Genomic DNA, 12,274 nt, shown 5'->3' on the forward strand with positions numbered 1-12,274 from the left:
TGAACTGCGCCCGTTTTTTTCGCTACGATGTACACTTTTTCCGGTTATAACAACGTCCCGGTAATCGTCAGTAACGCCACTACAACTACCAGCACCAGAGTAATTCGTTTCGCCAGTGCTACTGCAATACGAGGTTTTTCAACTTTATCGGTGCAGGGATCGCGTTCCAGTGAAAATTGTGCCAGCTGTGTCAGAACCTGATAAGGCTTGTGGCGAACATCTGACATAAACTTAAACCATGCCGGTAATGCTTTCTCTCCGTGACCCAGCAACGCATAGGCCAGCCCTGCCAGACGGACCGGAATCCAGTCGATAACAAACAGTAGCCGGTCAACGCCGGATTGTTCACGCTCTGCCGCCGTATGATTCGCTGCCAGCCAGCCCTGCCAGGCCCGTAAAAAAGCATAACCCACCAGCGTCACCGGCCCCCAGGGACCTCCGACGACAAACCAGAACAGCGGCGCAAGGTAAAAGCGATAATTAATCCACAATAATGCGTTTTGCAGCTCCCGCAGATATACACGTTCGTTGGCGACATCAGGCAGGCCGTGAATCATACCCAACTCTTCAGCCATTGCCTGATGAGCAACGTTATCATCATGGCTGGCGGACTTCAGATAAGCATGATAATGCTGACGGGTCACTCCGGCACCAATGCAGAGAACCCCGACAACAACCCATAACAATAAAGAGGCAATACCAAATAATATTCCCTTTAAGCTGAGTACCAGCACCAGGGTGATTAACATGGCCAGAATAACCATTCCACCGGTTCGCACCATCGAGAAATGCGTTTGTCCACGAAATACAGGTCTCAGACGGTGCTCAAGTTGCCAGTGTTCACCGAGCTTAAATAAACGTTCCCAGCCGAGAACCAGTAACAAACTAAATAACGTCATACTTTCCAGCCTTTCTCTTTATTTATTCCGGTTTACTTATTTGTCATAGCCAGCAATTGTTGGCGGTAATAGCGCCAGTCAAAAGCTTCTCCCGGATCGGTTTTTCGCCCGGGAGCGATATCACTATGCCCGGTAATATGTTCACTTTTAATCGGGTAACAGTTCATCAGAGCACGGGTCAGTGAACAGAGTGCCTGATATTGCTGTTCGGTATAGGGAAGAGTATCGGTTCCTTCCAGCTCAATACCTACAGAAAAATCATTGCAATTACTCTGCCCCTGGTAACAAGACTGTCCGGCATGCCAGGCCCGCTTATCAAAGGCCACATACTGGACAATTTCTCCGTCACGGCGAATCAGGCAATGCGCGGCCACTTTTAGCTCAGCAATATCTTTGAAATAAGGATCGGCCTGCGGGTCAAGGTTGCCGGTAAATAACTGATCAATCCATGGGCCGCCAAACTTGCCAGGAGGCAGGCTGATATTATGTACAACCAGTAACCAGGGACTGGTATCTTCAGGACGCTCATTAAAATGTTCTGAAGGTACCTTCCTTGCCTCTGTCAGCCAGCCTGATTCTATTTTCATACCTGTGCCGTTCCCCTGCCTGAATTTGAGAATATCATAAATACTGGCATGATATTGTTTCCTGTTAATACAGACCAGTATCATATGTTTATTGTGGTTATTCCGATGCTTACCCTGATACTTAACTGGTTACTCTATTCAACTGGTGGTGTGTTGCGCTTCAGGCTACAGTATTTATTCCTGCCATTAAAGGAGCAAACCGTCTTATGCCGATCAGCCATTACGCAGCAGAACACTGCCGCCAGTTATTACTGGAACGAATTCAAACAGAAATTCCTGAATCTGTTCAACTGGCACTTAAAAATGCGCACCCCGCATCTACCCTGCCAGGAGACAGACCAGGACAGGCCATTATTGTCTGTAAAGAAGACGGTATTTTCTGTGGAAAGGCCTGGGCAGATGAAATATTTAGCCAACTGGATACCAGCATCACTGTGCAATGGCAGGTCAACGATTCGGACGCTATTCAGGCCGGTCAGACACTGGCAATAGTAAATGGCCCGGCAGCAGCGCTGTTAGTTGCGGAGAGTGTGGTTGTTAATTTTTTACAAAATCTTTCCGGAGTTGCCACACAAATCAATAAGCTTGTTGAGCAACTGAATGGTTCCCAAACCCGGTTGATTGACAGCCTGAGCAGCACCCCCGGCACGAACAGTCTGAAATATGCTCTGCTCATGGGTACGAAGCAATCCGCCTGTCTGGACTTCAGTGACATGATTCCGTTGCGGGAAAACCATATTATTGCCTGTGGTTCAGTATTAGAAGCGATAGAAAATGCCCGCTGGATAGATCCGGACCGGCCGGTTGAAATTGAAGTGACATCTCAACAGCAGTTGTCAGAGGCGAGCAGTGCCGGAGCTAACTTTATTTTGCTTAATGGTTTTACTACAGCTGAGATCACAACTGCTGTCGACTTTGTCAGAAAAAATGCAGCACAAACTCATCTGGAAGCCGGAGGGAATATTTCCGGGGATGACCTTGATGAACTGGTCCGGACAGGCATCGGTTATGTATCAGCAGACGCCCTGATTCGCCACCAGAGACCTCTCAGTATATCGCTGCAATTCCAGGCTGCTGCCAGCTAATCACAACCGGCTGCTACCAGGCAGTTTTTTGAAGCCATCTCCCACGTTTTATTGTATGGCCGAAACCTCCCGATAATCACGCAGAGCCCTTTCTCAACGTGATTATCGGCCCCAGGTATTTCAGCCATGCCCACGTTATTCTCCTGGCTTAGTGCTTAAGGAGGACAACATGCATAACCAGCAAGGATTTACGCTAACAGAGCTGATGATCGTGATTGCTATCATTGCAATCCTCAGCGCCATTGGGTTACCTGCTTATCAGAACTACCTGCAGAAAGCCGCTATCACCGATATGCTGCAACTGATGATGCCCTATAAAACCGCCATTGAGCTCTGTGCTATGGAAAGAGGCAGCGTGCAAAACTGCAATGCTGAAACCTATGGCATCCCCGCCGAAAAGGGCTCCCGTTACAGCGAAAAAGTGACCATCAGCAACGGGCAAATCACACTCACTGGCCTTGAAACCCTGAAAGGTTTAAGTGTGCAACTTTTCCCTCACTGGGACGCCAAAAAAGGGGATTTGCAGTGGTATAAGAAGTGCCAGAGCGAGAATCGCTTACTTCTGAATAACTGCCAGAACCAGTTCAGATTTAGTGATCAACAGGAGCAACTATGACCGGTTTATCCCTGGATATTCTCTGTCGTCAGCTCCCTGCCTGCATTATTTCCAGGGATCATCAACAGTTGAAACTGGCGGTGGCTACACAGCCTTCTGCGGAAATCACCGAAGCATTATGTTTTGCCAGCCAGTGTCAGGTGGAATATGAGATTTGGCCACTGACCCGAATTGAAAATCAGCTCAGGAATCAGCCTCGCCGTTTGCACCAGGAAGTTCCTGAATATGAAATCCCAGGTGTTCCGCAGGTTGCCAGCCAACTGCTGCAGCTGGCGGTCAGACAACGTGCATCAGATATTCATCTTGAACAAACGCTTCAGGGTACCGTTATTCGTTTACGTATTGATGGTTTGCTGCAACCCGCGACTCTTCCCGGCTCGTTTACTGCTCCGGCACTGATTGCCAGGTTTAAGATCCTGGCCGGGCTGGATATTGCCGAATCCCGCTTACCTCAGGACGGCCAGTTATCACTGGAAATTAACGGAGAAAATCACAGTTTTCGTTTATCGACTCTGCCTACCAGGCTTGGAGAAAAACTGGTGCTCAGGCGGTTGCAGCTACTTCCCGCCACCCTGAATCCGCAACAACTGGGACTGAGCGAACAGCATTTAAAGCAGGTCATTGATGTTCTTAGCCAACCCCAGGGAATGATTCTGGTGACCGGCCCGACAGGCAGTGGGAAGACATTTACCCTGTATAGTCTGCTGAACCAGCTTAACACCAGTGATAAAAATCTCAGCAGTGTTGAAGACCCCGTTGAAATGCCTCTGAATGGTGTCAACCAGTCGCAGATTAACAGCAAAGCGGGACTTGATTTCGCCCGTATTCTACGGGCCTTACTTCGCCAGGACCCTGATGTCATCATGATTGGCGAAATTCGGGATAATGAAACCGCAGAAATAGCGGTAAAAGCTGCACAAACAGGACATCTGGTTCTGTCCACACTGCATACCAATTCAACTCATGAAACACTAATTCGCCTGCGACAGATGGGCATTGCCGGCTATTTGCTGGCCGCCTCTCTTAAACTGGTGATTGCCCAACGGCTGGTTCGCAAACTTTGCACTCACTGTCGCAGAGTTTCTGAGTCAGTGATTACACTGCCGGTTTCATTCGGAGATCCCTGCTTAACACACTGGCTGCCTGTTGGTTGTGACTTCTGTTTTTCCGGGTATTACGGCCGTATTGCATTATTTGAAATACTGACCGTACAGGGAGACCTTCATCAGGCTATTGCCCGTGATGCTACTGCTGAGGAGCTAATCTCCATAACTACCCGTCAGGGAATGCAGACACTATTCTTTGCAGGGCTCAACGCCGTCAGAGAGGGCCAGACATCCTGGGCTGAGGTTGTCAGGATAACCGGAGGTCCCGGTGAATCATTCAATATTGTTTGACTGGCAGGCAGTCAACCGTGAGGGCGAACACTGTTCAGGGACAAGACTGGTCAGAACACGCCAACAGTTGGACGATTTCATGCAGACTGAAGGACTGGTGCCGGTACAGATTACCAGAAAGAAAACCTACTCAGCGCGCCACTGGCGCTGGTCGGACAGAATACTGTTTTTCAGCCAGGCAGGTACTCTGCTACAAGCCGGTCTGCCGCTGGCAGATGGCTTAAATCTGCTGGCTAGCAGCCATCCGGCGAAACACTGGCGGTCGGTAATGCTGCAGTTACAGCAGCAAATACTATCCGGACAATCATTTTCGGTAGCACTTCGTCAGTGGCCAGAGATTTTCCCGTCAGTCTGTATTTCACTGGTCAGTGCCGGAGAGCAGACCGGGAAACTGGAATACTGCTGCATGAAACTGGCACAGCAACAGCAACGTCAGTTGCAGTTGAAACAGCAGCTATTCAAAGCTATGCGCTATCCATTGTTTATGCTGTTGCTAACAGTGATGATCAGTGGCGGAATGCTGTTATGGGTGCTGCCCGAATTTGCAGAGATTTACCGCTCATCAGACACACCACTACCTGAATTCACCCGCTGGTTAATCTCGTTATCAGACAACCTGCTAGCCATGTTACCCGGGATTCTGTTGTTCTGGATTGTCTTAATTTTCGGATGGCGGCTCAAAAGAAAAAACAATCTCTCATGGCAACAGACTGAACAACGCTGGTTGCTGCGACTACCGCTGGCGGGTGTTTTGTGGCAGTCCACAATTCTGGCACAGATATTCAGCATACTGGCGCTGACACAGCAATCCGGATTGCCACTAAGGGAAGGACTGAACATCACAGGACAACTACAACATGGCGGGCTCTGGCATCAGGCACTGGAAAATTTGCGCCTGCATATTGAACAAGGACAATCGCTGTCATCAGGCTTAATTCAACAGGTAGGTTTTCCGCCGCTCTGCTATATGCTGATAAGGTTGGGTGAACAAACCGGCACTCTTGACCAGTTATTTGGCAGGCTGGCTGACTGGTATGAAGCCCAGGCCAGCAGAACTACAGCTGAACTGACAACGTCTGTCGAACCAGTCATGTTAATGATTACCGGTATTATTACCGGCAGCATTGTGGTGGCAATGTATTTACCCATGTTCAGTCTGGGTGAAGCCTTGTTTTAGCAGCAGGCTACGGGATTCAGCTTGTTCCATACCTGTTAACTTCGCGGGCGTTGGCCCGTTGCCAGTGGAAGAAGCTGATGAAAACGGCACACAGTTATTCACCAACACCAGACAGGTGTTGTAGCAAGGGTTATCAGACAGCCCTGTATAGCGCTACAACCTTAATGAGGTTACAACCTGTGAAGCTACAACCGGTGAAGCTACAACCTGCAGCGACATAAACGACAGACTTATATCGCCATTCGCGTCAGGGATGACAGAGTCGTTCAGTATCTGTCCGATTAAGAAGGCAGCCTGCGGATTACTATTATGCAGACTGCTTTTATACAGACGGCGGGGAAATTACTCTTTACCGTTGTATGTGCGGTTTTCCTGCTCTGCGACCCTGATAAACGTAGTGCGCTTGGTGAGTTCTTTTAATCGCTCAGCTCCTACATAAGTACAGGCAGATCGTAATCCTCCCAGAATATCTCTGACGGTAGGGTCAACAGGCCCCCGAAGTGGCAGGCGAACAGTCTTACCTTCTGCAGCGCGATACTCTGCGACACTTCCTGAATGGCGCTTCATCGCAGATTCCGAACTCATTCCATAAAACAGCATAAAGGAGTGACCGTTCTCTTCAACAATGGTGCCTTCACATTCATCATGTCCGGCCAGCATTCCGCCAAGCATAACAAAATCGCCACCGCCGCCGAATGCTTTAGCTACGTCACCCGGCACGCTGCAGCCACCATCACTGACTATCTGTCCTCCCAGTCCGTGAGCTGCGTCAGCACATTCAATGACGGCCGATAGCTGCGGATAACCTACACCGGTTTTAACCCGGGTTGTGCATACTGAACCAGGACCAATCCCGACTTTTACAATATCGGCACCGCTAAGAATCAGCTCTTCAACCATTTCGCCGGTAACGACATTACCGGCACAAATCGTTTTATCAGGAAAAGCGTCTCTGGCACGTTGTAAAAAATTAACAAAGTGCTCTGAGTAACCATTCGCCACATCAATACAGATAAAACTCAATCGGGTGGACAATGACAGTATCTGCTTCAGCTTATCAAAATCAGCAGCAGACGTTCCGGTTGATACCATCACATGACTAAGTACCTTTTCCGGAGCAGCCTGTAAAAACTGCTGCCACTGTTCTACGCTGTAGTGTTTGTGAACGGCGGTCAGCATACCAAAATCGGCCAATGCAGTTGCCATCCGAAAAGTGCCGACAGTATCCATATTTGCGGCAATGACCGGCACCCCGGACCAGCTTAGTCCGGAATGTTTAAAGGTAAAATCACGGCTGAGTTCAACCTGAGAGCGGCTTTGCAGTGTAGAGCGTTTGGGTCTGATCAGGACATCCTTGAATCCCAGTTTAATATCTTCTTCAATACGCATAATTTAGTCCGTTCCTGTTACAGTGAGACAACGTAGGTTCCTTCCAGTGTTATCATACGCCGCAATAAAGCAACAACAAGGCTGCGTTTTTGGTTTTTATTGCGCTACAATTCGCTTAATCAGGCTGAGATAATTTTCGCCACCCGTGAGTTTCTCTGCATTCCGGTTCGTCCGCTTACAGTCAGGATACATGCAATATGCCTTATGTTGTTGCGCTCACCGGAGGTATTGGTAGCGGCAAAACCACTATCGCAGAGATGTTTGCCCGGTTAGGGGTAAAAATTGTTGATGCAGACATCATAGCCCGTCAGGTCGTCGAACCCGGTTCACCGGCTCTTGAAGAGATTCGCCATCACTTTGGCCCACAGGCCATACTGCCTGAAGGCAATCTGGACAGGGGATGGTTACGACAGCGCATTTTTGCTGATCCTGCCAGTAAAAACTGGCTGAACGCTCTGTTGCACCCATTAATTCAGCAACAGACACAGCAATTGATTACCGCAATTACCGATGACTGGTGCCTTTGGGTCGTGCCACTGCTGGCAGAAAACGGCTTGCATCATCGTGCAGATCGGGTGTTGGTGGTGGATGTCGATGAAGAAACCCAGATACGGCGCACCATGGACAGAGATAATATTACGCGTCAGCAGGCCGCTGACATTCTGACGGCTCAGGCCAGCCGGCAATCGCGCTTACAGATTGCCGATGATGTGATTGATAACTCCGGTTCACCGGAGGATCAGCAGCAGGTCGTGGCGATGCTACACCAGCGCTATCAGTTACTGGCGTCAGCAAAAAAAGGATCGGTACCATGAGTTCTGTTGTCCTGTTTGAATATCCGTTAAATGAAAAAATGCGTACCTGGCTGAGAATTGAGTATCTCATACAACAATTAACCGGAAGCATGCCGGTCAGTGATCCGGTATCCGCTCTGAGTTTTTTCCGCGGAATCGGCGATTTACTGGATATCTTTGATCGTGGTGATATGCGGGCAGATCTTGTAAAAGAACTGGATCGCCAACAACAGAAACTGCAAAGCTGGCTGAGCGTCAGCGGGGTTGATACGCTCAGGGTATCTGAACTGCAGCAACAGCTGAAAGGTCAGTCAGCCCGGCTGATGAGTGCCCCGCGTATGGGACAGCAGCTTCGCGAAGACCGGTTTATTAGCCAGGTTCGCCAGCGTCTGAGCATCCCGGGTGGATGTTGCAGCTTTGACCTGCCAGCTTTGCATGTCTGGCTGAATCTTCCGGAAGATGAACGTCAGTCTCAGGTGACAGAATGGTTCGATTCGCTGGAACCGTTGCGCGAAAGTCTGACTTCAGTACTGGAACTGATTCGCCAGTCAGGCAATTTTCAGCCACAGACCAGCCTGAATGGTTTTTTCCAGGATACCGCCGAAGATGCCGATTTGTTAAGGCTCAGGCTGGAGAACAGCTCGGCACTTTATCCACAAATTTCCGGCCACAAAAATCGTTATGCCATCCGTTTTTTACCGATGGACACTGGCGGCGGGGAAATACCGCCCCGGTTACAGTTTGAACTCGCATGTTGTTAAGAGGAAAGTATGCAGGAAGATATTGTCACGGTTCAATGCCCGACTTGCCAAAAAGATGTTATCTGGGATGAGCTCAGCCCGTGGCGACCGTTTTGCTCAAAACGTTGCCAGATGATTGATTTAGGTGAGTGGGCTGCTGAGGAAAAACGTATCCCGGTGGATGATAAACTTTCTGAAGATGAAGAGTGGAGCGGAGAATAACACGCCCACCAGACAGGGGCTAAATGCCTATGGCATCGCCCCTTTTCTGATTACAGCTCTCCGGCAACCAGTCTGCCGACCAGTTGATGATTAGCCGGTGGAAATTCTTCCGCCTGAAGATCCTGCTGTGCAACCCAGCGTTGCGGCTGCCCTTCTTTTCCCCACGGCTCGCCATTCCATTGTTCCACAATAAAAAAGTGCAGGGTCACCCGGACATTGTCATACGTGTGATCGGCATTGCCCACTGGCCGGGAAGAGAGTACTTCAATGCCGGTTTCTTCCATCAGTTCACGCTTCAGCGCTTGCTCAGCGGTTTCACTCTGTTCAATTTTCCCGCCGGGAAATTCCCATTTATTTGCCATATGGGAGGTTGATGAACGTTGGGCCAGGAAAATTCCACGCACAGGGTCCCGAATAATACCTACCGCTACCTGAAGATGTTTCATTGATTACCTTTAGAGTCATTGCATGCCCGGAGATAAAATGCCGGTGTTCGTGGCATATCTGTAGTGCTGCCCGGGAATGACGGCCAAGAAAAAGGTCCATGTTGCCATGAACCTCCGTCATATTGGTTAGCAATATCCCGGCCTTACGGCCGGTTGCCTGTCACTCAGGCAATACGCCCATGACATTGCTTGAATTTTTTACCTGAACCACAAGGGCAAGGGTCATTACGACCAACTTTACGCTCACCGCTTTGAGAAGCTAACTCTGCTGCTGCAGCGGTATCAGAATCCACATGACTAAGCTGCTGCTGGCTGGCTAAACGTTCCGCTTCTTCGCGACGTTGCTGCTCGAGCGCTTCAATTTCTTCTGGCATGCGAACCTGAACCTTGCTCAGGGTACTGATAACTTCATATTTCAGTGATTCCAGCATGTTAGAGAACATAGAGAAGGATTCACGTTTATATTCCTGTTTAGGATCCTTCTGTGCATAACCACGTAAATGAATCCCCTGACGTAAATAATCCATAGCCGCCAGATGTTCTTTCCACAATGAATCCAGGGTTTGAAGCATCACCCCTTTTTCAAAGTTACGCATCATATCTGCACCGACCACAACTTCTTTCTCGCTGTAGTTCTCCAAAGTGCGCTGCATAATACGTTCGCGCAATGTCTCTTCATGCAGTTCCGGCTCTTTATCCAGCCAGTCGGCAATCGGCAGATTCAAATCGAAATCATTACGTAACCGCTCTTCCAGTCCTGGAATATCCCACATCTCTTCCAGTGACTGTGGTGGAATATAACTGTCAATGGTCGCGGTCATGACATCTTCGCGAATACCATTAATGGTCTCACTGACATCAGACACATCCAGCAATTCATTACGCTGGGTATAGATTGCACGGCGCTGATCGCTTGCAACATCATCGTATTCAAGCAACTGCTTACGGATATCGAAGTTGCGGCTTTCAACTTTACGCTGTGCATTAGCGATAGCTTTGGTCACCCACGGGTGCTCGATAGCTTCCCCTGGTTTCATTCCCAGTTTACGCATCATGCCAGACACACGATCAGAGGCGAAGATACGCATCAGAGCATCTTCCATCGACAGGTAGAAACGGGAAGAACCCTTATCTCCCTGACGACCAGCACGGCCACGCAGCTGGTTATCGATACGACGTGATTCATGACGTTCGGTACCGATAATATGCAAACCACCTGAGTTTAGTACTGCATCATGACGTTTTTGCCATTCAGCTTTAATCTCACTAATTTCTTCTTCCGATGGATTATCCTGGGCCTCAACCTCAGCATGCCAGCTACCGCCCAGCATAATATCGGTACCACGACCGGCCATATTGGTGGCGATGGTCACAGCAGATGGCTGACCAGCCTGCGCGATAATATCAGCTTCACTGGCGTGGAATTTCGCATTCAGAACATTATGCTTAATTCCCGCTTTAGTCAGTTCATGAGAAACCACTTCTGATTTCTCGATCGAGATAGTACCGACCAGTACCGGCTGTCCGTTAGCGGTACGCTCGCGGATATCTTCGATGATGGCATCAATTTTCTCTTTCTCTGTCATATAGACCAGGTCAGGAAGGTCTTTACGTACCATCGGACGGTTAGTTGGCAGCACAATCGTATCCAGTTTGTAGATTGAGCTGAATTCAAAGGCTTCGGTATCTGCAGTACCGGTCATCCCGGCCAGTTTTTCATACAAACGGAAATAGTTCTGGAAGGTAATTGACGCCAGAGTCTGGTTTTCATTCTGGATTTCAACACCTTCTTTAGCTTCTACCGCCTGATGCAGACCATCAGACCAGCGACGGCCCTGCATGGTACGACCGGTGTGTTCATCAACGATGACAACTTCACCGTCTTTCACAATGTAGTCAACATCACGGGTAAACAGCGCATGGGCACGCAGTGCAGCAGTGACGTGATGCATCAGCATGATATTGGTTGGAGAGTACAGAGACTCGCCTTCTTCCATAATCCCCTGGCTGACCAACAGCTGTTCAATTTTCACCAGCCCACGTTCAGTCAGATGCACCTGACGTGATTTCTCATCAACAGAGAAATCTCCCTCGCCCTGGAAAGTGTCAGAGTCTTCTTTATCCTGACGAACCAGGTGAGGAATAATTTTATTCACCTTGATATACAGCTCAGAACTGTCTTCTGCAGGACCAGAAATAATCAGAGGTGTACGTGCTTCATCGATCAGGATGGAGTCGACTTCATCCACCAGCGCATAGTGCAGTTTGCGCTGTACGCGCTCTTCCGGGCTGAAAGCCATATTGTCGCGCAGGTAGTCAAAACCATATTCGTTGTTGGTACCGTAGGTAATATCTGCACCATAGGCTTCACGCTTAGCAGGTGCCGGCATTCCAGGCAGGTTAATACCAACAGTCAGGCCAAGGAATTCAAACAGAGGACGGTTATTTTCCGCATCACGCTGAGCCAGGTAATCGTTGACTGTTACCACGTGCACGCCTTTACCTGACAATGCATTCAGGTAAGCAGGCAGGGTCGCGGTCAGTGTTTTACCTTCACCTGTACGCATCTCAGCAATACAGCGTTCGTTCAGAACCATACCACCCATTAACTGCACGTCGAAATGGCGCATATTAAAGATACGGCGACTGGCTTCACGAACCGTGGCAAAGGCTTCAGGAATCAGGCTTTCCAGGACTTCGCCTTTTTCCAGGCGAGCGCGGAATTCTGTAGTTTTCTCTTTAAGCTGTTCATCAGTCAGTGCTGTGAACTGAGGTTCCATTTTATTAATAATATCAACCGTTTTACGCATACGGCGTAAAGTACGATCATTACTGCTACCAAAAATTTTAGTTAATAATTTAATGACCATTTTTTTATAATCTCAATTCAGCAAAAATTTGCTGCAAAAAACCGGGGGTAAT

The 12,274-nt window shown here is 48.9% G+C and carries 12 protein-coding genes; 7 read left to right on the plus strand and 5 right to left on the minus strand.

Translation table 11 applies throughout. The features are described from left to right. Window positions 1-44: 44 nt before the first annotated feature. On the minus strand, window positions 45-899 hold the full coding sequence (gene ampE, locus A7K98_RS16240; RefSeq protein WP_087489494.1) for a beta-lactamase regulator AmpE: 855 nt from the start codon (window positions 897-899) through the stop codon (window positions 45-47). A gap of 32 nt (window positions 900-931) precedes the next feature. After that, window positions 932-1,486 (minus strand): 1,6-anhydro-N-acetylmuramyl-L-alanine amidase AmpD, encoded by a 555-nt coding sequence (gene ampD / locus A7K98_RS16245; RefSeq protein WP_087490553.1) that lies wholly within the window; start codon window positions 1,484-1,486, stop codon window positions 932-934. Window positions 1,487-1,692: 206 nt separating this feature from the next. Here ampD and nadC point away from each other — a divergent pair, with 206 nt between their 5' ends. The 4 genes from nadC to hofC all read left to right on the plus strand — a co-directional run bounded on the left by nadC (window position 1,693) and on the right by hofC (window position 5,761). Next, complete coding sequence (gene nadC, locus A7K98_RS16250; RefSeq protein WP_087489495.1) at window positions 1,693-2,571, plus strand: carboxylating nicotinate-nucleotide diphosphorylase; 879 nt, start codon at window positions 1,693-1,695, stop codon at window positions 2,569-2,571. Window positions 2,572-2,740: 169 nt separating this feature from the next. Then, window positions 2,741-3,187, plus strand: a complete 447-nt coding sequence (gene ppdD / locus A7K98_RS16255) for a prepilin peptidase-dependent pilin (protein WP_087489496.1) — start codon at window positions 2,741-2,743, stop codon at window positions 3,185-3,187. Next, window positions 3,184-4,584, plus strand: a complete 1,401-nt coding sequence (gene gspE / locus A7K98_RS16260; RefSeq protein WP_087489497.1) for a type II secretion system protein GspE — start codon at window positions 3,184-3,186, stop codon at window positions 4,582-4,584. Before ppdD ends, gspE begins: the two co-directional genes overlap by 4 nt. Then, window positions 4,562-5,761, plus strand: coding sequence for a protein transport protein HofC (gene hofC / locus A7K98_RS16265; RefSeq protein ID WP_087489498.1), 1,200 nt, complete (start codon window positions 4,562-4,564; stop codon window positions 5,759-5,761). Before gspE ends, hofC begins: the two co-directional genes overlap by 23 nt. A 342-nt stretch (window positions 5,762-6,103) precedes the next feature. Here the strand turns inward: hofC and A7K98_RS16270 are convergent, their stop codons facing one another. Then, the gene (locus A7K98_RS16270; protein WP_087489499.1) at window positions 6,104-7,150 is read right to left on the minus strand and encodes a GMP reductase; all 1,047 of its coding nucleotides are present in this window, start codon (window positions 7,148-7,150) and stop codon (window positions 6,104-6,106) included. Between the two features lie 197 nt (window positions 7,151-7,347). Here A7K98_RS16270 and coaE point away from each other — a divergent pair, with 197 nt between their 5' ends. From coaE to yacG, 3 genes are read left to right on the plus strand one after another with little or no spacing between them, the layout of a single operon-like run. Further along, window positions 7,348-7,965 carry a dephospho-CoA kinase gene (gene coaE, locus A7K98_RS16275; RefSeq protein ID WP_087489500.1) on the plus strand — a complete coding sequence of 206 codons (618 nt, stop codon included), beginning with the start codon at window positions 7,348-7,350 and terminating at the stop codon, window positions 7,963-7,965. After that, window positions 7,962-8,705 (plus strand): cell division protein ZapD, encoded by a 744-nt coding sequence (gene zapD / locus A7K98_RS16280; RefSeq protein ID WP_087489501.1) that lies wholly within the window; start codon window positions 7,962-7,964, stop codon window positions 8,703-8,705. Before coaE ends, zapD begins: the two co-directional genes overlap by 4 nt. 9 nt (window positions 8,706-8,714) lie before the next feature. Beyond that, entirely contained in the window at window positions 8,715-8,906 is a 192-nt protein-coding gene (yacG, locus tag A7K98_RS16285; RefSeq protein ID WP_087489502.1) for a DNA gyrase inhibitor YacG, read from the plus strand. Window positions 8,907-8,956: 50 nt separating this feature from the next. On the opposite strand, the gene mutT is transcribed toward yacG, so the two are convergent. Both mutT and secA read right to left on the minus strand, forming a co-directional pair. Beyond that, on the minus strand, window positions 8,957-9,352 hold the full coding sequence (mutT, locus tag A7K98_RS16290; RefSeq protein ID WP_087489503.1) for an 8-oxo-dGTP diphosphatase MutT: 396 nt from the start codon (window positions 9,350-9,352) through the stop codon (window positions 8,957-8,959). Between the two features lie 164 nt (window positions 9,353-9,516). After that, complete coding sequence (gene secA / locus A7K98_RS16295; protein WP_087489504.1) at window positions 9,517-12,222, minus strand: preprotein translocase subunit SecA; 2,706 nt, start codon at window positions 12,220-12,222, stop codon at window positions 9,517-9,519. Window positions 12,223-12,274 lie beyond the last annotated feature (52 nt).

The organism is Tatumella citrea (genome assembly GCF_002163585.1).
Taxonomy (GTDB): Bacteria; Pseudomonadota; Gammaproteobacteria; order Enterobacterales; family Enterobacteriaceae; genus Tatumella; species Tatumella citrea.

Coding starts and splice junctions, on each gene's coding strand:
- ampE (WP_087489494.1), bottom strand. CDS start 899: ATGACGTTATTTAGTTTGTTACTGGTTCTCGGCTGGGAACGTTTATTT.
- ampD (WP_087490553.1), bottom strand. CDS start 1,486: ATGAAAATAGAATCAGGCTGGCTGACAGAGGCAAGGAAGGTACCTTCA.
- nadC (WP_087489495.1), top strand. CDS start 1,693: ATGCCGATCAGCCATTACGCAGCAGAACACTGCCGCCAGTTATTACTG.
- ppdD (WP_087489496.1), top strand. CDS start 2,741: ATGCATAACCAGCAAGGATTTACGCTAACAGAGCTGATGATCGTGATT.
- gspE (WP_087489497.1), top strand. CDS start 3,184: ATGACCGGTTTATCCCTGGATATTCTCTGTCGTCAGCTCCCTGCCTGC.
- A7K98_RS16270 (WP_087489499.1), bottom strand. CDS start 7,150: ATGCGTATTGAAGAAGATATTAAACTGGGATTCAAGGATGTCCTGATC.
- coaE (WP_087489500.1), top strand. CDS start 7,348: ATGCCTTATGTTGTTGCGCTCACCGGAGGTATTGGTAGCGGCAAAACC.
- zapD (WP_087489501.1), top strand. CDS start 7,962: ATGAGTTCTGTTGTCCTGTTTGAATATCCGTTAAATGAAAAAATGCGT.
- yacG (WP_087489502.1), top strand. CDS start 8,715: ATGCAGGAAGATATTGTCACGGTTCAATGCCCGACTTGCCAAAAAGAT.
- mutT (WP_087489503.1), bottom strand. CDS start 9,352: ATGAAACATCTTCAGGTAGCGGTAGGTATTATTCGGGACCCTGTGCGT.
- secA (WP_087489504.1), bottom strand. CDS start 12,222: ATGGTCATTAAATTATTAACTAAAATTTTTGGTAGCAGTAATGATCGT.